25 protein-coding genes and 1 other annotated feature are annotated in these 21,495 nt (G+C 47.2%); of the genes, 1 reads left to right on the forward strand and 24 read right to left on the reverse strand.

What is annotated here, in order from left to right:
* Window positions 1-11 precede the first annotated feature (11 nt).
* The 6 genes from rsmB to gmk all read right to left on the reverse strand — a co-directional run bounded on the left by rsmB (window position 12) and on the right by gmk (window position 6,922).
* Window positions 12-1,358: a 16S rRNA (cytosine(967)-C(5))-methyltransferase RsmB gene (rsmB, locus tag FFM73_RS00430; RefSeq protein ID WP_137629833.1), complete on the reverse strand. Its 1,347-nt coding sequence runs from the start codon at window positions 1,356-1,358 to the stop codon at window positions 12-14.
* Complete coding sequence (fmt, locus tag FFM73_RS00435; RefSeq protein WP_137629834.1) at window positions 1,355-2,302, reverse strand: methionyl-tRNA formyltransferase; 948 nt, start codon at window positions 2,300-2,302, stop codon at window positions 1,355-1,357. The genes rsmB and fmt overlap by 4 nt, the downstream gene beginning before the upstream one ends.
* Before the next feature lie 18 nt (window positions 2,303-2,320).
* Window positions 2,321-4,735, reverse strand: a complete 2,415-nt coding sequence (gene priA / locus FFM73_RS00440) for a primosomal protein N' (RefSeq protein ID WP_137629835.1) — start codon at window positions 4,733-4,735, stop codon at window positions 2,321-2,323.
* A 2-nt stretch (window positions 4,736-4,737) separates the two neighbouring features.
* Entirely contained in the window at window positions 4,738-5,949 is a 1,212-nt protein-coding gene (coaBC, locus tag FFM73_RS00445; protein ID WP_137629836.1) for a bifunctional phosphopantothenoylcysteine decarboxylase/phosphopantothenate--cysteine ligase CoaBC, read from the reverse strand.
* Between the two features lie 138 nt (window positions 5,950-6,087).
* A complete protein-coding gene (gene rpoZ, locus FFM73_RS00450; RefSeq protein WP_137629837.1) occupies window positions 6,088-6,300 on the reverse strand; it encodes a DNA-directed RNA polymerase subunit omega in 213 nt (70 codons plus the stop codon).
* Between the two features lies 1 nt (window position 6,301).
* Entirely contained in the window at window positions 6,302-6,922 is a 621-nt protein-coding gene (gmk, locus tag FFM73_RS00455) for a guanylate kinase (protein WP_089136590.1), read from the reverse strand.
* 164 nt (window positions 6,923-7,086) lie between these two features.
* Between gmk and FFM73_RS00460 the strand changes: the two genes are divergently transcribed.
* Window positions 7,087-7,422: a hypothetical protein gene (locus FFM73_RS00460; RefSeq protein WP_137629838.1), complete on the forward strand. Its 336-nt coding sequence runs from the start codon at window positions 7,087-7,089 to the stop codon at window positions 7,420-7,422.
* A 104-nt stretch (window positions 7,423-7,526) separates the two neighbouring features.
* Here the strand turns inward: FFM73_RS00460 and recN are convergent, their stop codons facing one another.
* From recN to fabZ, 18 genes are all read right to left on the reverse strand, one after another.
* Complete coding sequence (recN, locus tag FFM73_RS00465; protein WP_137629839.1) at window positions 7,527-9,239, reverse strand: DNA repair protein RecN; 1,713 nt, start codon at window positions 9,237-9,239, stop codon at window positions 7,527-7,529.
* A gap of 92 nt (window positions 9,240-9,331) precedes the next feature.
* Entirely contained in the window at window positions 9,332-9,784 is a 453-nt protein-coding gene (locus FFM73_RS00470) for an arginine repressor (RefSeq protein WP_089136593.1), read from the reverse strand.
* 80 nt (window positions 9,785-9,864) lie between these two features.
* On the reverse strand, window positions 9,865-10,680 hold the full coding sequence (locus FFM73_RS00475) for a TlyA family RNA methyltransferase (protein WP_137629840.1): 816 nt from the start codon (window positions 10,678-10,680) through the stop codon (window positions 9,865-9,867).
* A 9-nt stretch (window positions 10,681-10,689) separates the two neighbouring features.
* Entirely contained in the window at window positions 10,690-11,592 is a 903-nt protein-coding gene (locus FFM73_RS00480; protein WP_137629841.1) for a polyprenyl synthetase family protein, read from the reverse strand.
* Window positions 11,585-11,851, reverse strand: coding sequence for an exodeoxyribonuclease VII small subunit (locus FFM73_RS00485; protein ID WP_137629842.1), 267 nt, complete (start codon window positions 11,849-11,851; stop codon window positions 11,585-11,587). The genes FFM73_RS00480 and FFM73_RS00485 overlap by 8 nt, the downstream gene beginning before the upstream one ends.
* Window positions 11,848-13,203: an exodeoxyribonuclease VII large subunit gene (xseA, locus tag FFM73_RS00490; protein ID WP_137629843.1), complete on the reverse strand. Its 1,356-nt coding sequence runs from the start codon at window positions 13,201-13,203 to the stop codon at window positions 11,848-11,850. The genes FFM73_RS00485 and xseA overlap by 4 nt, the downstream gene beginning before the upstream one ends.
* A 1-nt stretch (window position 13,204) precedes the next feature.
* A complete protein-coding gene (locus FFM73_RS00495) occupies window positions 13,205-14,056 on the reverse strand; it encodes a bifunctional 5,10-methylenetetrahydrofolate dehydrogenase/5,10-methenyltetrahydrofolate cyclohydrolase (RefSeq protein WP_137629844.1) in 852 nt (283 codons plus the stop codon).
* A gap of 165 nt (window positions 14,057-14,221) precedes the next feature.
* Window positions 14,222-14,644 carry a transcription antitermination factor NusB gene (gene nusB / locus FFM73_RS00500; RefSeq protein WP_137629845.1) on the reverse strand — a complete coding sequence of 141 codons (423 nt, stop codon included), beginning with the start codon at window positions 14,642-14,644 and terminating at the stop codon, window positions 14,222-14,224.
* The gene (locus FFM73_RS00505; protein WP_137629846.1) at window positions 14,641-15,084 is read right to left on the reverse strand and encodes an Asp23/Gls24 family envelope stress response protein; all 444 of its coding nucleotides are present in this window, start codon (window positions 15,082-15,084) and stop codon (window positions 14,641-14,643) included. The genes nusB and FFM73_RS00505 overlap by 4 nt, the downstream gene beginning before the upstream one ends.
* Before the next feature lie 30 nt (window positions 15,085-15,114).
* Window positions 15,115-15,681 (reverse strand): elongation factor P, encoded by a 567-nt coding sequence (gene efp / locus FFM73_RS00510; protein ID WP_137629847.1) that lies wholly within the window; start codon window positions 15,679-15,681, stop codon window positions 15,115-15,117.
* 85 nt (window positions 15,682-15,766) lie between these two features.
* Window positions 15,767-16,822, reverse strand: coding sequence for a M24 family metallopeptidase (locus FFM73_RS00515; RefSeq protein ID WP_137629848.1), 1,056 nt, complete (start codon window positions 16,820-16,822; stop codon window positions 15,767-15,769).
* A gap of 65 nt (window positions 16,823-16,887) precedes the next feature.
* A complete protein-coding gene (gene rpmA / locus FFM73_RS00520) occupies window positions 16,888-17,184 on the reverse strand; it encodes a 50S ribosomal protein L27 (protein ID WP_054655079.1) in 297 nt (98 codons plus the stop codon).
* Window positions 17,185-17,205: 21 nt separating this feature from the next.
* Window positions 17,206-17,535, reverse strand: coding sequence for a ribosomal-processing cysteine protease Prp (locus FFM73_RS00525; protein ID WP_137629849.1), 330 nt, complete (start codon window positions 17,533-17,535; stop codon window positions 17,206-17,208).
* A 17-nt stretch (window positions 17,536-17,552) separates the two neighbouring features.
* Window positions 17,553-17,861 (reverse strand): 50S ribosomal protein L21, encoded by a 309-nt coding sequence (gene rplU / locus FFM73_RS00530; RefSeq protein WP_054655075.1) that lies wholly within the window; start codon window positions 17,859-17,861, stop codon window positions 17,553-17,555.
* A 20-nt stretch (window positions 17,862-17,881) separates the two neighbouring features.
* Window positions 17,882-17,956: a sequence feature (ribosomal protein L21 leader region), on the reverse strand.
* Window positions 17,957-18,029: 73 nt separating this feature from the next.
* Complete coding sequence (locus tag FFM73_RS00535) at window positions 18,030-18,788, reverse strand: carboxyl transferase domain-containing protein (protein WP_373278610.1); 759 nt, start codon at window positions 18,786-18,788, stop codon at window positions 18,030-18,032.
* On the reverse strand, window positions 18,785-19,645 hold the full coding sequence (locus tag FFM73_RS00540) for an acetyl-CoA carboxylase carboxyltransferase subunit beta (RefSeq protein ID WP_137629850.1): 861 nt from the start codon (window positions 19,643-19,645) through the stop codon (window positions 18,785-18,787). Before FFM73_RS00540 ends, FFM73_RS00535 begins: the two co-directional genes overlap by 4 nt.
* Before the next feature lie 3 nt (window positions 19,646-19,648).
* On the reverse strand, window positions 19,649-21,025 hold the full coding sequence (locus tag FFM73_RS00545) for an acetyl-CoA carboxylase biotin carboxylase subunit (RefSeq protein ID WP_137629851.1): 1,377 nt from the start codon (window positions 21,023-21,025) through the stop codon (window positions 19,649-19,651).
* Window positions 21,026-21,034: 9 nt separating this feature from the next.
* Window positions 21,035-21,484, reverse strand: a complete 450-nt coding sequence (gene fabZ / locus FFM73_RS00550) for a 3-hydroxyacyl-ACP dehydratase FabZ (RefSeq protein ID WP_268920482.1) — start codon at window positions 21,482-21,484, stop codon at window positions 21,035-21,037.
* Window positions 21,485-21,495: the final 11 nt, after the last annotated feature.

The raw sequence follows: 21,495 nt of genomic DNA on the forward strand, positions 1-21,495 counted from the left end.
AATTTCCTCCACTAACGTACCCGCTTAAACTGACCGATAAAGAAACCGTCAGAATCAAAATCATCCGGGTAAATTTCAAGATAATCAGTTGTCCGGTCCGCCTTTAAATCACGGGCAGTTTCCACCCGCTGTGATTCAAAATCAGGGTTTGCAGCCAAGAAGGCCTTCACCACGTCCCGGTTTTCCTGATTAAGTATCGTACAAGTACTGTAAGTAATTATACCGTTAATTTTCACTTTTTGAGCAACGGCGTTTAAAATATCCAGTTGAATTTTGGCCAAGGATGTGACGTCTTTCAGCTGTTTTTCATAGCGAATTTCGGGCTTACGCCGAACTAGGCCAATTCCTGAACAGGGCGCATCCACTAAAATTTCGTCAAAGGTCTGATCTTTAAAGACATCCTGGATCTTACGGGCATCAATAGCCTGAGTAACGACCCGATCACTCACGTTCATCCGGCGAGCGTTTTGCTTGACCAAATGAACTTTGTGTTCGTGAATGTCCAAAGCCACGACCTGGCCCCGCTGATCAGCTGACAGCTGTCCGGCGATCTGAACCGTTTTACCGCCAGGTGCTGAACAGGCATCAAGGATCATCATGTCCGGCTGAATCTGCATACTTTCTGCGGGCAGCATGGCACTTTCATCTTGAATCGTCACTTGACCGGATTTAAAGAGCTTCGCCTGATTAGCGGGCTTACCGCTAAGTACAAATCCCTGAATGGCCACTTGACTGTCCGCCACTTTGTAGCCTTCTTCTTCCAAGGCCGCCTTCGCATCCGCCATGGAAAGCTGTTCCGTAGCGACCCGAATGGACTGGTTAGCCGGGTGATTGATACTCTTCAAAATACTGGTAGTTTTATCGGTCCCCAGCTGGTCAGTTAACTCACTGATCAGCCATTCTGGCACGGAATAGACAAGGCTTTGCCGTTTGATTGGATCATCAATGTCAGCAGGATCCTTGATCCCTACTCGGTCCATTTGGTGTAGCACACCGGTCACAAACCGGCGAATACCCTCATGGCCACGGGTTTTGGCAATTTCAATCGATTCATCAAAGATCGCCCGCTTGGGAACCCGTTCCAGATATTGCATCTGATAAACGGCCGTCTCTAGTAAGATCATGACCCAGTCAGCAACCCGCTTTTGGTTTTTGATGAAGGGTTCTAGCTGGTAATCGATAGTCATACGGTGTTGAATAACGCCGTACACGATGGTGGTCATTAAGCCAGCATCACGTTGGGAAATATTGGAATCATCGATCATTTGATTCAGTTGCAGGTTAGAATAGGCGCCATTTTTGACGCGGGTCAGTGCTGTAACGGCCATTGACCGCGGATTGTTATCAACTTTACTCATAGTTTAACCACCTGTTCGCCCTCTGTTAGGGCATCCTCAGTTCCGTTTAAAAAGTCAGTAATGCTTTGTTTTGGTTTTCCTGCCGGCTGCAGCGCATTGATCTGCAGGGTGCCATGGTCGCCCGTGGACAACACTAAGCGGTGCTTTTCATGCACAACCACTTTGCCTGGTGCTAGATCCGTCTTTTCCGGTAAAACTGTCACGTCCCACAGTTTTGTACGGGTACCTGACAAAATGATATACGACGTTGGAAATGGCCGTAAGCCACGAATTTTCGCGTCGACCATTACCGCTGACATACTAAAGTCCACTTCTTCTTCAGCCGGTTTGATGGTTGGTGAAAAGGTCACTTTTTTCTCGTCTTGTGGAACTGGATTAACGTCACCGTCGATTAACTTCGGCAGGGTTTCCAGCAGTAGATCACGGCCCAGCACACTTAATTTATCAAACATGCTGCCCACGTCATCGGTCTTTTCAATGGGGATCGATTTTTGACTAATAATATCGCCAGCGTCCATCTTTTTAACCATGTAAATGATTGAAACACCGGTTTTAGCATCGTTGTTCATCACGGCATAGTGCACTGGCGCGCCGCCACGGTACTTAGGCAATAACGAGGCATGCACGTTAATGGCAGCCGTTTTAGCCGACTTTAACAGCTTGGTGGGCAAGAATTGCCCAAAGGCCGCGGTGACGATAAAGTCCGGTGCCAGTTCAATGGCCCGAGCCATTTCTTCACTGCCGCCAATTTTTTCCGGCTGCAGAACTTCAATATCGTGTGCCAAAGCCACTTTTTTAACTGGTGAGGCAGTCAGCACGTGTTTGCGGCCAACTGGTCGATCCGGCTGTGTCACAACGGCTTTAACTTCGTAATGGTGTTGAATCAGCGCTTCTAGAATTGGCGCTGAAAATTCGGGTGTTCCCATGAAGACAATTGATGTCATACTTGTTCTCCTTTTGGCTTACATAAAGCTCATTGGATTGCGGTCGATTGCAATTTGCAACCCGCCACGAGACTGTTTTTGGGCCTGTCCTAAAATCTTGAACAGAGCCGAATCCAGTTGTGATTCACGTTTATATTTGATCACTAATTGATAATAATAGCGTTTGTTCACGCGGGCAATGGCGCCTGGCGTGGGCCCCAGAATGATTGCTTGGGGACTTAAAATCGTTTTTAACTGGCGCACGATCTTGACCATGGCTTCAGCTGCTTTACGCTCTTCCACGTCACTAACGGTCAACTTAACCGCAAAATAATACGGCGGATAGTTGCCCCGGTGACGCAGCTGCATTTCCCGACCAAAAAACTGTTCGTAGTTCTGCGTTTTCGCCAGCTGAATCGCGTAGTGGTCCGGATTATAAGTCTGGATAAAGACCTGACCGGGTTTGGACGCTCGGCCAGCTCGGCCGCTAACTTGAGTCAGCAGCTGAAAGGTCCGCTCACTGGCACGAAAATCAGGCAGTCCTAAAGCAGTGTCGGCGTTCAGCACGCCAACTAACGTCACATCGGGAAAATCCAGCCCCTTAGCGATCATTTGCGTCCCTAATAGGATATCTGCCTGGTGGTCGCCGAAACGTTTCAGCAGGCGCTCGTGAGCACCCTTTCGCCGGGTCGTGTCAACGTCCATCCGAATCACCCGGGCAGTTGGCAATAATTCGGTCAATTCTTGTTCAACTTTTTGAGTACCCGTGCCGTAATAGCGGATATGGTGCCCATGGCAGTTGGGGCAAACGTGCGGAATCGGTTCTTCATGGCCGCAGTAATGACACTTCATCGTTTTGGTATCCATGTGCAGTGTCAACGAAATATCGCAGTTGGGACATTGCAAAACAAACCCGCAGTCCCGACACATCACAAATGACGAATACCCGCGACGATTTAGCATCAATAGCGACTGTTCCCCACGTTCCAGCCGGGTCTGCAGCGCCTGCAGCAACACACCAGAAAAATTACTTTCCTTGTGGTGCCGTAATTCCTCAGTCATATCAACGATCGTAACTTGCGGCAACGCCTGGTGATTGACCCGGTTGGGCAACAACAATCTAGTATACACGTTCTTTTCGGCCCGTGCCCGACTTTCTAGTGACGGCGTGGCACTGCCTAAAACCACTGGGCAATGATGGTACCGCCCACGCCACAGCGCAACGTCGCGGGCGTGGTAGCGGGGATTGTCCTCTTGTTTATAGCTGCCTTCATGCTCTTCATCCACAATAATGACACCTAAATGTGTCAGTGGCGCAAACACCGCGGAACGCGCGCCGACTACTACTTGAGCCTCGCCACGCTGGATTCTGCGCCATTCATCAAACCGTTCACCGCTGGACAAACCGCTGTGCAACACTGCCACTTGTTTACCGAAACGACCACGAACCCGGCCGACAATTTGCGGCGTCAACGAAATTTCGGGCACCAGCATCAAAGCCTGCTTCCCCTGTGACAGCGCGTTAGCCATCGCCTGCAAGTAGACTTCGGTTTTACCGCTGCCGGTAACTCCCTCTAACAGAAACGTTTCAGACTGTTCATGATCAGTAGCCGAACAAATTGCACTGACCGCTTTATTTTGATCCGGGTTTAACTTTAAAGGCTTCGTTTTAACCACGGCCGTCTGAAACGGGTCGCGATAAACTTCCACGGCCTTTCGAGTCAGCCAGCCGTTTGCTTCGCCAGTCTTTAAACTGCTGCTGGAAAGCTTTAATTGATGTTCTAAGTCCGGCTGGCTGATGGTGTCGCGATGGTCAATTAAATAATCGAGCAACGTGGCCTGTTTCACCGCCGTTTTTCTCAGTGATGAACGCGCAGCCGTTAATTCGGACACGGTCATCGCCGGTTTGATCATCATCATTTTTTTAACTTTAGACTGGTTACTAACTTCATAACGCACAGTAATTAAGTGCTGGCGATTTAGGGCCAGTAACTGTTTGACCGTATCCGTGGATAATGAATCATCCCACAATAGTTCTGATTGGTCGCCAAATAACTGCTGGCGAATATTGGCAGCCAGCTGCTCAGTGGGACTGACCCACTTTTGATACTTCGCTTTTAAAGCGTTGGGTAACATGGTTTGCAGACACGTAATGGTAAACGCATACGTGGTGTGCGCCAGCCAATCCGAAAGCTGCATCAGTTCGGCATTCACGATGGGTGCCGGATCCATGACGGTGTCAATGGTCTTCAAAACCACATCCGGATCTGGTTTAGCGTCCGGCTTGACCTGCCAAACAAACCCCTGTACTTTCCGGCTGCCATTGCCAAAGGGAACCACCACCCGCATACCGGGCTGCAGCTGGTCCACTAAGGCTGGCGGTATTTCATACGAATAAGGCGTATTGGTCTGCATCGTTGGTACATCCACGATGACCTCAGCGATTTGCGTCATGCCTACCCCTCTTTTTGTAGCCGTTGGCTGATTTGATCAACCACTTGCTTAGCAATGGTGTGCTTATCCGCCAAGGTGGTTTTAATGGGCGCCTGATCCGGCTGTAAAATGGTGACTTGATTCGTATCACCATTAAACCCAACCCCTGGTTTGGAAACATCATTAGCAATTAACAGATCAAGCTGTTTGGCAATCAACTTTTGATTAGCGTTATCCAGTAAGTTTTGCGTTTCAGCCGCAAAGCCCACAGTGATTTGACCCGGTTGCTTTAACCGCGCCACCTGCTTTAAAATATCGGTCGTTTTGATCAGTTTGATCGTCAGTTGATCATTATCAGCGGACTTTTTAATTTTTTGATTTGACGTATTCACGGGCTTAAAATCAGCGACCGCCGCGGCCATGACTAAAATGTCGGTTTGTTTAAACGCCTTAGTCACCGCTTCAGCTAAGTCTTCCGTTGTTAGCACTGGAATCAGTGAAACTCCCGCTGGCGGCGTTAACTTCGTTGGTGCGGAGATCAAGGTCACCGTGGCGCCACGCTGCTGCATTTCTTCGGCAATAGCGTAACCCATCTTGCCCGAAGAATCGTTGGTTATAAAGCGCACCGGGTCGATTCGTTCACGGGTACCGCCGGCGGTCACCAGGACTTTTTTACCGGTTAACGGCGTCTTCTGTGGGCGTAAGGTTTCAATTTGCTGCATGATAGCTGCGGGCTCTGGCATTCTGCCGCGACCGCTATAGCCTTCAGCTAAGAACCCTGTCGCTGGTGTCATCACGGTGACGCCATCCTGTTTTAGTTGCACAATATTACGGCTAGTCGCCGCACTGTCTAACATGTGCTGATTCATTGCCGGCACGACTAACTTAGGTGCCGTAGTGGCCATCAGCGTGAGACTGGCCATATCATCCGCAATGCCGTTAGCCAACTTGCCAATGATATCAGCGCTGGCTGGCGCGACAACCGCTAAATCAGTCCAGTCAGCCAGTTCAATATGGTCGACTGCCTTAACTTGCGTGCCAGCAAACATATCGGTTGCCACAGCGTTTTTGGATAAGACTTGAAAACTGAGTGGCGTCACAAAGGCTTCAGCCGCTTTCGTCATGACCACTCGAACTGCTGCACCGGCTTTAACCAGTAGGCGGGTCAAAGCCAGCGCCTTATAAGCCGCAATACTGCCAGTGACATACAGTGCAACGTGTTGTTGTTTCGCCATTTTTAATGCCCCCAAACGTTTCGTTAATTAATCTTTATTATTGTACCAGAGTAAATGCCACCTTGCACAAACAAAACCGCCGTCTTAACACCCACTTAATTGGGGGTCAAAACAGCGGTTCAGTAGTGGTGAAGCTTATTAGATCTGGTCAGTTTCATCTGGGTCGATAATAATTTTACCAGCCGCAATTTCTTCCAATGCTTGGCCAATCGTTTTTGGTGATTCATAGTGGTCCAGTAACGGCTTAGCGCCAGCATCTAATTGGTGAGCACGCTTGCTAGCAAGCATGATCAATGAATAACGGGAATTAACACGTTCAAGTAACTTATCTACTGATGGGTATAATAACATTCTATTCGTCTCCCTCTAATAACATCTGTTCATAATCTGGCATCACCCGATTAACTCGTAAGCGCTCTGAACGAATAATCGTCCGAATACGAGCTACCGCGTTTTCAACTTCATCATTCACAACGGCGTAATCATAGTTACGCATCATTTTAATTTCGCCAACCGCTTTTTTGATTCGAGCGTTGATCACGTTCATCTCTTCAGTCCCACGGTTGATCAGTCGGTGCTTTAATTCCATTAAATCAGGCGGCGTCAAAAAGACAAAGACGGCATCCGGTACGTTTGCGCGAACCTGCATCGCACCATTGACTTCAATCTCTAGAAAAACGTCCTTACCCGAATTTAAAGTCTCATTTACATATTTTAATGGCGTTCCATAGTAGTTGTCAACATATTTGGCGTATTCGAGCATCTCACCATTCTTGATATTCTCTTCAAACTGCTCTTTTGACACGAAAAAATAATCAACGCCATCCTTTTCACCTTCGCGCGGCTTACGGGTAGTCATGGAAATGGAGTACTGAAAATCAGTGTCGGGCTCGTCAAACAAAGCCTTACGAACAGTCCCTTTACCAACACCGGACGGCCCGGATAACACAATCAACATTCCTCTTTTAGTCATTACTTGAGATCCCCTTATATAATAATAAAAACCATTATCGCACGCCAGACCGCGGTTTGACAAGCTCTAACTCAGGCTTTTAAGAATAATCGTGATTTAGGCTTGCAAAGACAAACATAGGTTCGTATAATAATAAATGCAAACAAATGTTCGAGGTGATTAAAATGTCCAATCAAGTATCTGCAATTAAAAAATTCTCGTCCCAGTTAAACGACCGTTACCGCCAATTTTTAGTCATTGATCCTACCGAACCGTTAAAAATGCCACAGACACAACGCGATTACTTTTTAGACCAAGCGTTGACCCGTCACTATCACGTGACCTTACACCTGAATTTGCCAAGTGAACCAGGTGAACCTAGCGAAAATGAAGCGTTGATGTCTGGCTACCTTACTCAAGGTCCTAAAGACACACTGTTAGTCACTAATGCCAGTCAAAACATCACTCAAGTCGCCCATTTGAATCAAATCAAGTTTGTTGAAAGAAACGATTATCGCTAAATTAAGTCACATAATAAGCATCATCAACTGAGTTTACATTTAAACAGAATATTAATGGCGTGTTAACCCCTCTCAAACGAGAGCTGCTGACACGCCATTTTAGGTTACCTGCTTGGAGTCCGTTGCTGTTTTTCTTCAGTCGCCATGTCCAATAATTCTTTCGCATGGTCCAGCGTTAATTCCGTCACTGTGGTCCCAGCTAGCATCCGTGCCAGTTCTTTGACTCGCGCTGACTGATTCAACCGTTTGATGTGGGTCACCGTTCGATCACCCGTCACCTGCTTATCAATAAAGTAGTGGTGGTCACTCATAGCAGCCACTTGCGGTAGATGGGTAATGCAGAGGACTTGCGACTCGTTCGCGATCCCACTGATCTTTTCGGCAATCGCCTGTGCCACACGACCGGAAACCCCGGTATCGACTTCATCAAAGATGATCGAAGTGACCCCCTGTGATTTCGAAAAAATCGTTTTTAACGCTAACATCAACCGTGACAGTTCCCCACCGGATGCAATCTTGGCTAAGGGCCGAATCTCTTCACCCGGGTTAGGCTGAATGTAAAACTCAACGTCATCCATCCCCGTGGCAAAATACTGCTGATCATTGGTTGGCTTAAAGCGCACTTGAAAGACCGTTTTAGCCATGTAAAGGTCCTTTAGTTCGCCCTTGATTGCCGACTCCAGCTTGGTGGCAATTTTTTGTCGCTCGGCGGTCAGTTGCTGACCATACTTAAGCAATTGCTGTTCTTTTTTAGCCAGCTTTTCATCAAGATCGCCTTCGTCAATTTCAGCAGCTTCCATATCAGCTAATTCTTTTTTGATTCGTTCCAGATAGCTTAAAATCTGTTTTTCGGAATCGCCATACTTGCGTTTTAGTTGGTGAATCACGTTTAAACGGGCTTCAATCTCATCTAACTTATTATCGTCCCACTCTAGCTGGTCGACTTGTTTAGAAATCTCGCCAGAGGCATCCTGTAACGCGTAGTAAGCCGACTGCAGCGATTCAAACAACTGCTTAAACGCCGGGTCCAGATCCGCAATCGACGACAGTGAATTCATCGCTGTCCCGCTAAGATCCAAAGCACCAGTGGACTCCTCATCACCATTTAAGGCCAAAAAGCCCTCCTGCAATGACGTGTTGATCTTCTGATAATTCATTAACCGATCGCGCTGCTGACTTAACGCGGTCTCTTCATCCGGCTGCAGCTGGGCATCCTCAATTTCTTTAACTTGAAACCGCAGCATATCCAGCCGCTGAGCCCACTCTTTTTGGTGGGTATTGCGCGATACCATGGAATGGTGCAGGTGCTGGTAATCTTGATAAGTGGCTTGGTAACGCGATCTAATTGAAGACAGCTCGTCACCGCCAAATTCATCGAGTAGCCGCAAGTGCTTGTCTGGCTGCATCAGTTCCTGGTGTTCATTTTGCCCGTGAATATCAACGATGGTCTCCCCCAGTTGTTTCAGGGTACTGGTGTTCACTAACATCCCGTTGATCCGACAAACATTTCTGCCTGAACGATAGATCTCGCGTTGCAAGATCACTGTACCATCATCATGGTCAATGCCCAGCTGATCCAGTTGGCCATAAGTCTGACCGCCCTTAGGAAAGACGAAGGCACCCTGAATAATAGCTTTATCGGCACCGGTTCTCACGAAATGCTGCGAACCGCGACCACCAGCTAACAGTCCGACAGCATCAATGATGATTGACTTGCCGGCACCCGTTTCACCCGTCAGGACCGTCATGCCATCCTCAAATTCAACGTCTAAGCTAGCAATAATCGCAAAATTTTTAATTGAAAGTTCCTGAAGCACCGGATTACCCCCTGTAAGTTGTCTAGACTAATTATACCCGATAACTTAAAAACGAGCTAGACCAGACACTTAAAACTGGCCTAACTCGTTTGCTATTCTAATAAATCATTAATGGCTGCCTGCAGCTTCTGCGACCCTTCATCATTCGTACAAATCGCCAAAACCGTTTGGTCATCACCAATCGTACCAAAAACAAAGTCGTAATTCATCTGATCGATCAATGCGGACATGGCCGGACCATTACCAGGTAAAACTTTAATAATAACGTCTTTTCCCTGGGCCGCGATACTTACATAAGCATCTTGCAGGGTCCGTTTTAACTTCTTTTTGGTATCCAGCGTTTTTTGAATCGGCATATTGTACCGATAGCCGCCGGAAGCAGCTGGTACTTTAACTAACTGCATTTCCTTAATATCTCGTGAAATGGTAGCTTGAGTCACGTGAATATTCTGTTCTTCAAGCAAACGAACAAAATCTTCCTGTCGTTCAATGTCTTGTGAACTTAGTAATTGACGAATCAAACGTTGCCGGTCTTGCTTCTTCACGCCGCACCATCTCCAATCGAGAAATTTATTTAGTTACATCATACAGCTAAGCCACTGATTTTAAAAGTAAATTGCAGATTTTATGCAGTTAATATACGGTGAGCTTTTTCGACCGTGCTAGCTACATCGATTTCTGGTGCCACTTCAGGCGTCCCAGCAACGGATTTCAAATGAATCAAGAATTCAATGTTGCCTTCGCCACCAGTAATTGGTGAAAAATCAAGGTGGAGGGGACTAAAACCGCTATCCACAGCCAGTTGAATCACCTTTTGAATCACACCTTCATGAATCTTAGGGTCCTTCACGATGCCGTGCTTACCCACGTGTTCCCGGCCGGCTTCAAACTGCGGCTTGATCAGCGCCACGACTTCACCATTGGGTTCAAGGATCTGTTTCAATGGAGGCAAGATCAAACTGAGTGAAATAAACGACACGTCGATCGATGAAAAGCTTGGCTGGCCCTTGGTAAAGTCCTCAGCCTTGCTGTAACGAAAATTAGTGTGTTCCATGACGACTACTCGCGGATCCTGACGCAGTTTCCAGACCAGCTGATTGCTGCCGACATCTAAGGCATACGACATTTTGGCACCATTTTGCAACATGACATCCGTAAAGCCACCAGTTGACGACCCAATGTCTAAAACGATCCGATCAGAAACATCGATCTGGAACACTTTAAGAGCCTTCGCTAACTTGAAGCCGCCGCGACTGACATAGGGAATCGGCTTGCCTTTGATATGTAAATCAGTATCGATGGGGATCTTGACCCCCGGTTTATCCAACCGTTCCTCATTTTTACCCAGTACTTCACCCGCCATCACAGCACGCTTAGCCTGTTCACGGGATTCAAATAATCCTTGAGTTACTAATAATACATCAACGCGTTGTTTTTCCATAACGGGCTCCTATTCTTTAATCTTAAAATAACTGCAAAAAGCGTTCAGCAAACTGAAGTCGCGGCCAGTAGCGTGGTTTAAAGCCACTAATTGCGCCTCAGCATCACTTACAACTTGTTTGAGCCGGTCTTTAGTCCCAGCCACCCCAAATAAGCCTGGATACGTATTCTTTTCCTCATCGGCATCCTTGTGGGTCTTCTTACCCAGTTCCTCGGTGGTCGCCGTCACGTCCAACAAATCATCATAGATCTGATAGGCCAGCCCAAACTGGTCTGCAAATTTCAACAGTCCCTGCCGTTCTTCACCATTCACCTCAGCCATAATGCAACCGGCTTCAACGGCGTAATGCAGCAGCGCACCCGTTTTATGACGGTGCAGATCAGCCAGCTGATCAATGTTCAATTGCAGATGTTCACTGGAAATATCCTGGGCTTGACCAGCATCCATGCCAGCTGGACCGGCAGCGTGACTTAAGGCTCTGACTAACGCTAACTGCTGCGCATCGGGAATCGCCGCTTTACTGAGCCATTCAAAGGCCAGTGTCAACAACCCGTCACCGGCTAAGGTCGCCATGCCAGCACCAAACTTCATGTGATTGGTGGGTACACCGCGACGCAAAGGATCATTGTCCATTGCCGGCAGATCATCGTGGATCAGTGAATAAGTATGCAGTAACTCCAAAGCACTGGCCGCCATTAACTGACCATCAGTTGGCTGATCATGGTAGGTTCGCAGTACCGCTAACGTCAATAGTGGCCGCAAGCGTTTACCACCGGCATTGACGGAATAGGTCATTGCGGACTGCAAAATTGGCTGGTCAATCCAGCCATCATTTAACTGCTGCAAGGTCTGGTTGATCTGCGGCACATATTGGGTTTCGAAATCCTTTAAAATTTGTGACGCATCACTCATTCTTATCATCCTCGGAAGCTTCAAACGTTTCGGTCTGATCATCATCGTTCATCATTTCAGCTAACGTTTTTTCCGCATCCGTTAACTTGACCTGTAAATCATGGCTTAAAGAAACCCCTTGCTTAAACTGCGACAAAGCTTCTTCTAGTGGCACATTGCCCTTTTCAAGCGCCGTCACAATTTCTTCCAGGTGATTTAAATTCTCTTCAAACGTTGGTGTCTCGTTGGAAGTCTGTTCATTGGTTGGTTTTTCACTCATGATTGTCCATCCTTTTTAGTTGATTGAATTGATTGAATTGTCGCTTTGGCCTGGCCATTTGTCAGGTGCATGACCACTTCATCACCTTGATGAAGCTGTTTCACATCAGCAATGACTTTTTCATGGCTCGTCACGTAACTGTACCCTCGGCCCATAATTTTCAGCGGACTTAGATAGTCCAGTGACTGGACCAGTTCAGCTAACCGCTGTTTTTGCTGCTGAAAATCTTGTTGCATACCTCGGTTAAGCCGGTCAGTCAATGCTTGTTGATCCTGCTTCAATTGGCTGATCTGACTCGCCGGAGAAGCTACTTTTAGCCGCTGGTCAACGGCGTCCACCTGAGCGCGGACCAAACTTAGCTGGTGTGACATAGTCTGCTGCAACTGGGTGGTGAGCTGATCGACCTTTTGGCTGTACCCTTCATACAGACGCTCAGGCTGCTGGAAGACATAGGCTTCACGCAGTTTCTTCAACTGTTCTTGATACATCGCCAAATGATGGTGGAAAGCGTGGTAAATTCTAACGCGGTCTTGTTGGATCTCTAGTAAAACATCACTTAAGACCGGCACCGCCAGTTCAGCAGCAGCTGTTGGGGTCGCTGCCCGGACATCCGCAACCAGATCCGCAATCGTGGTATCCGTTTCATGACCCACTGACGAGATCACCGGAATTTGGCTGTCAAAAATAGCGCGAGCAACCGATTCCTCATTAAACGGCCAGAGGTCTTCAATTGAACCACCACCCCGACCGATGATCAAAGTATCAAAGTTACCGATCCGATTGACCCGTTCAATCTGACGCACAATGTCGCCAGCTGCTTCGTTACCTTGAACTAGAGCTGGAAAGAGGATGATCTGAGCAATCGGATAACGGCGCCGGGTCGTGGTAATAATATCTCTGATCACGGCCCCACTAGGACTGGTCACCACCGCGATTCGTTTAGGAAAACGAGGCAACGGTTTCTTGGGTGCTGAAAAAACACCCTCTTGACTTAACTTCCGTTTTAACTGCTCGTAGGCCTGATAGAGCTGACCTACGCCATCCGGTTCCATATGATCCACGTAGATCTGGTAGCTGCCGCTGGGTTCATAAAGGGAGATTCGACCAGTGACGAGAACCTTCATCCCCTCTTCCGGCGTGAACTTCACCCGCGAAAAAGCTGATTTAAACATAATGGCACTGATCTTAGCGTGATCATCCTTGAGGCTAAAATACTGGTGCGCACTGGGACGCAGCCGGAAGTTAGAGATTTCACCCGTCAGATAGACTTTGCCCAAATACGGATCCACATCAAATTTGCGTTTAATATAACTCGTCAGCGCACTGACGGTTAAATAGTCGCTAGGTTCCAAATTATTCACTCCATTTTGCTAATTCAACGGTCTGCTGCATCAGAGTGGCAATGGTCATGGGACCAACCCCACCGGGTACCGGCGTAATCTTACCAGCTACCGGCTGGGCGCTGTCAAAATCAACGTCACCCGTTAAATGATTATTTTCATCCCGGTTCATGCCCACATCAATGACAGTGGCACCCGGCTTAATAGCGTCACCCTTAATCAAATTAGCGATTCCCGTTGCCACCACTAAAATATCCGCATTCCGCGTATAGGTTGCCATATCCTTAGTATGGCTATGAACCACCGTGACGGTTGCGCTAGCGTTTAATAACAGTGCTGCCATTGGCCGGCCAACGATGTTAGAACGGCCAACGATGACGGCATTTACCCCCGCCAGTTTCACCTGATAGGCCCTTAACATGGTCATGATGCCCTTAGGCGTACACGAAACCGGATAGTTTTGATCCGAGTTGGTGTAGAGTTTGCCAACATTTTCTGGGTTGAACCCGTCCACATCCTTCGCGGGTAAAATCGCCCGCGTAATGGCTGCTTCATCAATTTGTTCAGGCAATGGTGACTGAACCATGATGCCATGAACCGTTTTATCCTGATTATATTGATCGATCAGGGTCAAAATTTCTGCTTGCGTGGTGTCTTTAGGTAACCGCTTGGTCTCAGAAATTATGCCGATCTGAACGGCCTTACGGTGCTTATTACGCACGTAAATTTCACTGGCTTCATCGTCGCCAACGATGATCACGACTAATTTAGGATCGATACCCTGTGCTTTTAATGTCGTTACTGATACTTTAGTTTGTTCATTGATCTTTTTTGCTAACTGTTTGCCATCAATTAATTCTGCCATACTTTCACACTCACTATCTTCGTTAATTTGATGGCTGCCCATCACAATTCATAAATCTACTGCATTTTATTTTATCACATTTCAATTCGTTAGGCGCTATGAGCCGATAATTAGCAAAAAGGCATGAAATAATCACTAGGATTATTTCATGCCTTCTTCAAATACTTATTTATCTGGTTCAATTTCGTGTGATAGCACACCGTTAACAAACCGGCGTGAACGGTCATCACTAAATTGTTTAGCTAACTCCAAAGCTTCGTTAACGGCAACTCGCTTAGGAATATCAGCTTGATAATCAAGTTCATAAAACGCAATTCGCAAAATTACCAAATCAGTTTTCGCAATTCGCTGTAGCGTCCAGTTAGTCGTCAGATACTTTTTAATTTGGGCATCCAGCTCATCTTGTTTATCCAAGACGCCGTCGACCAAAGTCTCCAAGTATGCTGGGACCGCTGCTGCTTGCCCATCCTCATCAGCCAATAGCTGCTGGTAGATCACGTGCCGATCAGCTTCTGGATTAGCATTCATGGCAAATAACGTTTGAAAGGCACGAATGCGGATCTGGTGTCGAGTTAATTCTTCAGTCACTTATCCTCACCATTTTCACTTTCGTCATTATCGTCAAAAAGATTATTAGGATCAACAGCCTGCGTCGTCTTTTCAGGGATCACACCTTGAATGTGAACGTTAACTTCACTCACACGTAGATCAGTCATGAACAAAAGCTGCTGTTTGACCTGTTCTTGAATGGCCAAAGCAACCTTGGGTACTGACACGCCGTAGTTCAGATAAACATACACATCAACGTTCAGCGCATCACCAGTTACGGATAATTTAACACCTTTACCGCGTTCTTTTTTGCCGAACAGCTCGTTGACACTATTGGCGATAGAACCGCGCATTCGAGCCACGCCGTCCACGTCACTGGCAGCAATGCCGGCAACGATTTCAAGGACTTGCGGTGCAACTTCAATTTTACCCAGAGTAGGCTCGCTCGCTTTTAAAACAATGTTTGTATCTTCAGCCAATTTCAAGCCTCCGTTTCAAGAAGTCAGTTGTTAGTTAGCACGTGAGATGTATGAACCGCCGTCTTGCGTGTTGATTGAAAGTTTGTCACCTTCGTTAACGAAGAATGGCACTTGAATCACCAAACCAGTATCCATAGTAGCTGGCTTGGAACCACCTGAAGCCGTGTTCCCTTTAATACCGGGTTCAGTCGACTTAACCGTCAAAACAACGGTGTTAGGGACTTCGATGTTGATGGTTTCTGAACCGTATTGCATCAAGTTAACTTCCATATTTTCTTGCAGGAATGGGAGTTGATCCTTAATGTTTTCATCCGGCACTTCGATTTGTTCGTAGTTGTCAGAATCCATGAAGACCCGTGAATCGCCATTGGCGTACAGATACTGCATCTTACGCGTGTTGATTGGTGCTTGTTCCATCTTAGCGCCAGAACGGAAAGTTTTTTCTTGAACGGCACCAGTCCGTAAGTTCTTTAATTTTGAACGAACGAAAGCGCCACCCTTACCAGGCTTAACGTGCTGGAATTCAACGATCCGCCAAATTGCGCCGTCAACCTCGATGGTTAAGCCGTTTTTAAAATCTGCTGTAGAAATTGCCATATTATGTTTCCTCCTAAATAATTCTTACTAATAATACCAATTAAGTGCGTGCAATTGCAAGCTACACCCGTAAATAATTGGCGAATCACAAACTGATCAGGTCGGTTGGACCGGCCGTTAAAATGCGATGACCCGTTTGAGTGACCAAAATATCGTCCTCGATGCGAATTCCACCAAGCTCTGGTAAATAGATCCCGGGCTCTACGGTAATGACGTTATTGGCCATCATTTGGTCATCTGACCGGGTAGATAACGCTGGTCCCTCGTGAATATCAAGACCGATGCCATGACCGGTACCATGATTAAAGTACGGTCCGTAACCGGCAGCTGAAATCAGGTTACGGCCAATCTCATCCAACCGCTGGCCTGACACCCCTGGCTTCACCGCATCAATAATTGCCCGCTGAGCTCGTTGTACGATACCATAAACTTGTCTGAGTTTTTCGCCCGGATCGCCTAAAGCCACCGTACGTGTCATATCAGAGGTATAGCCCTCAAAATAATAACCGAAATCGATCGTGATCAGTTCACCGTTTTGAACCTGCTTAGCAGTGGCCGCACCGTGGGGCAAAGCAGCTCGCTTACCACTGGCGACAATGGTGTCAAAACTGGCTTTTTCCGCGCCCAAATCGCGCATGATCGCATCAAGCCGATTAGCTAGGTAACGTTCTGTTACACCAGGCTTGATCAACGGTAAAAGCGTATTAAAGCCCTTAATCGTCATCTGGCAGGCATGTTCTAGGGTCTGAATTTCTTCGCTTGACTTAAGTTCGCGCATCTGCTCGATCAAATTAGTCATGGGAACAATGTCTGAACTCATGAGTTCGTCAATTCGGTCATATTCGTGAAACGGAATACTGTCTTCAAACCCCAGAACTGTAATGTGCTGTTTTTCGACCTGCTGAGCCGCAGCTTCGAGGTAGTAACGAGTAATGATCACCTTAAAATCATGGTCAGTTCGGGCCAATGCTGTTTCATACCTCGAATCAGTAATAACATAAGTTTGGTCTGCCGTCACTAAAATCACGCCATCACCATCAAAATCAGTCAGATATTGTTTGTTGACCGTGTCCGTCACTAAAAACGCGTCGATCCGCAATGAATCAAATTGCGCCTGAAATTTTTGAAGCCGATTATTCACGATGAGCCTCCTTTATAAACACCAAATTAAGTCAAATAAAAAAGGCCCCTAAGGGCCCTTTTTTATTATCTAGCTGCAGCTTCTGTCACAGGATAAACGGAAACTTGGCGCTTATCACGGCCTTTACGTTCGAAGCGAACAACACCGTCGACCTTTGAGAACAAAGTATCGTCGTTGCCACGCAAAACGTTAGCACCTGGAAAAATATGCGTACCACGTTGACGGTAAATGATTGAACCACTGGTTACAGTAGAACCGTCAGCAGCCTTCGTACCGAGACGACGTCCGGCAGAATTACGACCGTTGGCAGTAGAACCGCCCCCCTTATGGTGAGAGAAGAATTGTAAATTCATTTCTAACATGAGTTTCACCTCCATAAAAGATTAGTTAATTCGAATGTACTTCGAATATTGTTTTTCGACATCTAAAAGTCCATTTTGAAAACTTTGCAATAACGCTTGACTGATTCGATCCTGAATATAGTCATCCACCGGCGGCATCCGGAGGCTTAAAAAGCCACCCTCTGCCTGTTTAGCAACCACTATGGGCTCGATAGAAGCCACGGCTGCTAAACCGTTCACGGTGCTGATCGATAGTGCTGAAACCGCCGAACAAACGATATCACTACCGTAAGGGCCGCTATCAGCATGACCAGTCAGCTTAAACCCGATGATCCGATCATCATTATCGTAGTCAAATGCTGCTTGAATCATAAGATCACCCACAGATATTAAGCGTTGATAGCATCAATAACAACCTTGGTGTATGGTTGACGATGACCAACTTTAGTGTGTTGACCCTTCTTAGGCTTGTACTTGAAGGTAACAACCTTCTTTTCTTGGCCTTGCTTTTCAACAGTTCCAGTTACTGAAGCACCTGAAACTAATGGCGTACCAACCTTAGTTGAGTCGCCACCAACAAAGACAACTTGGTCAAAAGTAACCTTGTCGCCAGCATTGGCATTCAGCTTTTCAACGTAGACTGCTTCGCCTTGTTGAACGCGGTATTGCTTACCGCCAGTTACGATAATTGCGTACATGTATGTGCACCTCCTTTTTATATATCACTTAGACTCGCCGAGAACAAGCGCTGCATAGCAGACTTAAGACTTGGCCCGTGCGGTTGCAGCTGTGGAAGCCCACAAATACAACAAACTGTATTTTACAAAACATCCAGCCATCCGTCAACCCTTAAAACCAATAAGCCGTTAAAACTTTCGAAAAAAAGCGGCCCGTTTGGCCAGTCTAGTTGCACTATCCTGCTGACAAAGTTCACCAATGGCACTGGTCAAAGCCGTTTTCAGCGATCCATCCGTCAGCATTCTTTCGGGAATAATTCGGTGAATGGCGTGCTGCTTTAATAGCCAGTCTGGAGTCAAACGCATCAATTCAGCGGCTTTATCTGCTAAATGCGCGTCCTTCCACATGATCGACGCAAACCCTTCTGGGGACAGTACTGAATACATACTGTTTTCAAGCATCCAGATCTGATCTGAGCAGGCCAGTGCCAGTGCGCCGCCAGACCCAGCTTCACCCACGATCAGGGTTAAAATTGGCACCCTTAACTTGAGCATTTCGCTAATGTTTTTAGCAATCATCTGCCCCTGTCCGGCGGCTTCAGCATCGGCTCCCGGATAGGCACCGGGAGTATTAACTAACGTAATAATAGGAAAGTTTAATTTTTCAGCTAATCGCATGACCCGTAACGATTTACGATAGCCGGCCGGTTCCGGGCTGCCGAAGTGCGTCGCCATTCGGTCTTCCAAATTATTGCCCTTTTGCGTGGCAATTACAGCAATTGGCCGATCAGCTAATTTAGCTAGGCCAGCCACAATTGCGGGGTCATCACTGGCAATTTGATCCCCGTGCAGCTCAAAAAAATCGGTAAATAATTGATCAATCATGGCATAAACGTTTGCTTTACGGTCACTTCGAGCGCCGGCAATCACTGCTTGGGTATCGGTCACGTCATTTCACCCCACTTTTTGGCTTCTAAAATACTCAGTAACTGGCTCAATCGTTGGGCCAGTTGTTCTCGAGGCACGATCTCATCGATCAACCCCCGCTGATAACCGTTCTCCACACTTTGAAAATCATTGGGCAGCTGTTTGTTGATGGTCTGCTCAATGACCCGTTTACCCGTAAACCCGTATAACGCTTTGGGTTCGGCTAGCGTCACGTCCGCCTGACTGGCAAAACTTGCCGTGACCCCGCCAGTCGTTGGATCCATAATCACTGAAATATAAGCTAACCCAGCTTTTCCGTGGTCGTTAACCGCCTGGCTGATCTTAGCCATCTGCATCAATGAATAGATACCTTCTTGCATACGTGCGCCACCAGAAGCCGTCAGTACGATCACTGGCAGCTGCTGCTCAGTGGCTTTTTCAAATAACCGGGTCAGCCGTTCGCCGTTGGCAGTACCCAAGCTGCCCATGATAAACAGCGGATCCATAATGCCTAAGGCAACCGGATAATCGTCGATCAGTGCTTTACCCGTCAAAACGCCATCCTTAAGGTGCGTTGCAGACTGTGCTTTTTTAATTTTCCGCTGGTAGTCTGGAAATTCGGTGGGATTGCGCGTTTCTAAATCACTATCCCATTCATCAAAATGCTTCGTCAGCATCTTCAAACGCCGACGAGCCGTGACCCGAAAACCATAACCGCATTCCGGACAGACTCGATATTGACCGGCCTTCTTAAAGTAAAACCCAGCATGACAGTGGGGACACTCCTGCCAAATACCGCTGGGTACCTTGGCTTGATCACGTTTTAACTTCGGCACGGAACGCGATGAAAAGCGTTTAACGTGTTCACCAAACAGCATCGGCTACGACACCTCCTGAACATTGTGTTCCATAAATATTGGCATGAATCGCTTCGTCACGTAGGCCGTGGTGGCAGTTCCTTGCTGCACAATGGAATCGGCTAGTAAGGCCTGCAAGAAGTTTTGGTTAGTTGCAATCCCCACTAGTTCAAATTCAGCCAGCGCTTCACTGAGCTTCTTCAGTGCTTCTTGATAAGTGGGTGCATGCGCAATAATTTTGACGATCATTGAATCATAGAATGGTGAAATCATATCACCAGCCTGAATCCCGTTATCAACTCGGATGCCTGGTCCACCAGGTAGTTTAAGCTGCTTAATGACCCCAGCTTGCGGCATAAAGTTCAGCGCAGGATCTTCCGCGTTGACCCGGGCTTCAACCGCAAAGCCCTGAACTTTTAGATCTGCCTGGCCAAATGACAGCGGTGCGCCTGCTGCTACCCGCACCTGTTCCTTCACGAGATCAATGCCGGTTACCGCTTCAGTAATTGGGTGTTCCACCTGAATACGGGTGTTCATTTCCATAAAGTAAAACTGATGCCTGGCATCCATCAAAAATTCAATCGTCCCCGTATTCAAATAGTTAATGGTTTTCGTTGCCCGAATCGCAATTTGCTGCAGTTGCTGTCTTTCCTGTGCCGTCATCTCCGGACAAGGGCTCAATTCCAAGACTTTCTGCTGCCGGCGCTGCAAGGAACAGTCCCGCTCTGGAAAAGCCGTCACGTGTCCAAATTGATCAGCGAACACTTGAACCTCAATGTGTTTTGCCGGTGAGATGATCTTTTCTAAGTACATCCGCTGGTCACCGAAGGACAACTGGGCTTCTTTAGTGGCGGACTGATAAGCAGCCCGCATTTCATGTTCGTTTTCAACTTGTCGAATGCCCTTACCGCCACCACCAGAGGCAGCTTTCAGCATGACGGGATAGCCAACTTCACTGGCCACCCTGACCGCATCAGACTCATCCTTTAAAAAGCCGGTGCTGCCAGGAATCACCGGTACCTTCCCAGCCTGCATTTGAATCCGGGCGTTAGCTTTATTACCCATTAACGAAATGGTTTTAGGTTTTGGCCCAATAAAGGTGATTTGACAGGACTCACAAAGTTCCGCAAATTCCGCGTTTTCAGACAAAAAGCCATATCCCGGATGAATCGCTTCAGCACCTGTTAAAACCGCCGCACTGACAATATTTTGCATATTCAAGTATGAATCAGCCGGCTGCGGGCCACCCACACAGATGGCTTCATCGGCTAATTTAACGTACTGCGCATCCGCATCTGCCGTGGAATAGATCGCCACTGACTGAATATTTAACTCCCGCAGTGCCCGAATGATGCGTACCGCAATCTCGCCACGGTTAGCAATCAAAACCTTTTTAAACATCTTATTCACCTACCCAATCATAAAGGTGAGCTCTCCTGAACAAACTTTTTTATCCTCAACGTAGGCTTCACCGTGTCCTAATCCCGCGTGACCGCGAATCTTTTCCAGGGTCACAACGAGTTTCAACGTATCCCCCGGTTTGACCATCTGCCGAAACTTGACTTTATTCATCCCGCCAAAATACGCGGTCTTGCCCTTAAATTCTGGCATCGTTAATAACGCAATCGCACCCGCCTGGGCCATTGCTTCAACAATTAAAACACCAGGCATCACGGGATTACCCGGAAAGTGTCCCTGGAAAAAGGCTTCGTTTACCGACACGTTTTTTCTGGCGATCATTTTTTCTCCCGGAACGTAATCCAACACCCGGTCAACCAAGAGCATCGGGTATCTGTGCGGTAAAATCTTCTGGATCTCAACCACGTCTAATTCATGTGTTGCTGCTGTTTCTTCTCCCAAATTTCATCACC

It is taken from the genome of Secundilactobacillus hailunensis (genome assembly GCF_005405185.1).
In the GTDB taxonomy this organism is placed as follows: domain Bacteria; phylum Bacillota; class Bacilli; order Lactobacillales; family Lactobacillaceae; genus Secundilactobacillus; species Secundilactobacillus hailunensis.

Coding starts and splice junctions, on each gene's coding strand:
- rpoZ (WP_137629837.1), bottom strand. CDS start 6,300: ATGTTATTATACCCATCAGTAGATAAGTTACTTGAACGTGTTAATTCC.
- priA (WP_137629835.1), bottom strand. CDS start 4,735: ATGACGCAAATCGCTGAGGTCATCGTGGATGTACCAACGATGCAGACC.
- FFM73_RS00485 (WP_137629842.1), bottom strand. CDS start 11,851: ATGAGTGAAAAACCAACCAATGAACAGACTTCCAACGAGACACCAACG.
- FFM73_RS00545 (WP_137629851.1), bottom strand. CDS start 21,025: ATGTTTAAAAAGGTTTTGATTGCTAACCGTGGCGAGATTGCGGTACGC.
- FFM73_RS00460 (WP_137629838.1), top strand. CDS start 7,087: ATGTCCAATCAAGTATCTGCAATTAAAAAATTCTCGTCCCAGTTAAAC.
- gmk (WP_089136590.1), bottom strand. CDS start 6,922: ATGACTAAAAGAGGAATGTTGATTGTGTTATCCGGGCCGTCCGGTGTT.
- FFM73_RS00480 (WP_137629841.1), bottom strand. CDS start 11,592: ATGAGTGATGCGTCACAAATTTTAAAGGATTTCGAAACCCAATATGTG.
- rsmB (WP_137629833.1), bottom strand. CDS start 1,358: ATGAGTAAAGTTGATAACAATCCGCGGTCAATGGCCGTTACAGCACTG.
- FFM73_RS00540 (WP_137629850.1), bottom strand. CDS start 19,645: ATGCTGTTTGGTGAACACGTTAAACGCTTTTCATCGCGTTCCGTGCCG.
- FFM73_RS00475 (WP_137629840.1), bottom strand. CDS start 10,680: ATGGAAAAACAACGCGTTGATGTATTATTAGTAACTCAAGGATTATTT.
- rpmA (WP_054655079.1), bottom strand. CDS start 17,184: ATGTTAGAAATGAATTTACAATTCTTCTCTCACCATAAGGGGGGCGGT.
- FFM73_RS00495 (WP_137629844.1), bottom strand. CDS start 14,056: ATGGCAGAATTAATTGATGGCAAACAGTTAGCAAAAAAGATCAATGAA.
- coaBC (WP_137629836.1), bottom strand. CDS start 5,949: ATGGCGAAACAACAACACGTTGCACTGTATGTCACTGGCAGTATTGCG.
- efp (WP_137629847.1), bottom strand. CDS start 15,681: ATGGCAATTTCTACAGCAGATTTTAAAAACGGCTTAACCATCGAGGTT.
- fmt (WP_137629834.1), bottom strand. CDS start 2,302: ATGACATCAATTGTCTTCATGGGAACACCCGAATTTTCAGCGCCAATT.
- rplU (WP_054655075.1), bottom strand. CDS start 17,861: ATGTACGCAATTATCGTAACTGGCGGTAAGCAATACCGCGTTCAACAA.
- FFM73_RS00525 (WP_137629849.1), bottom strand. CDS start 17,535: ATGATTCAAGCAGCATTTGACTACGATAATGATGATCGGATCATCGGG.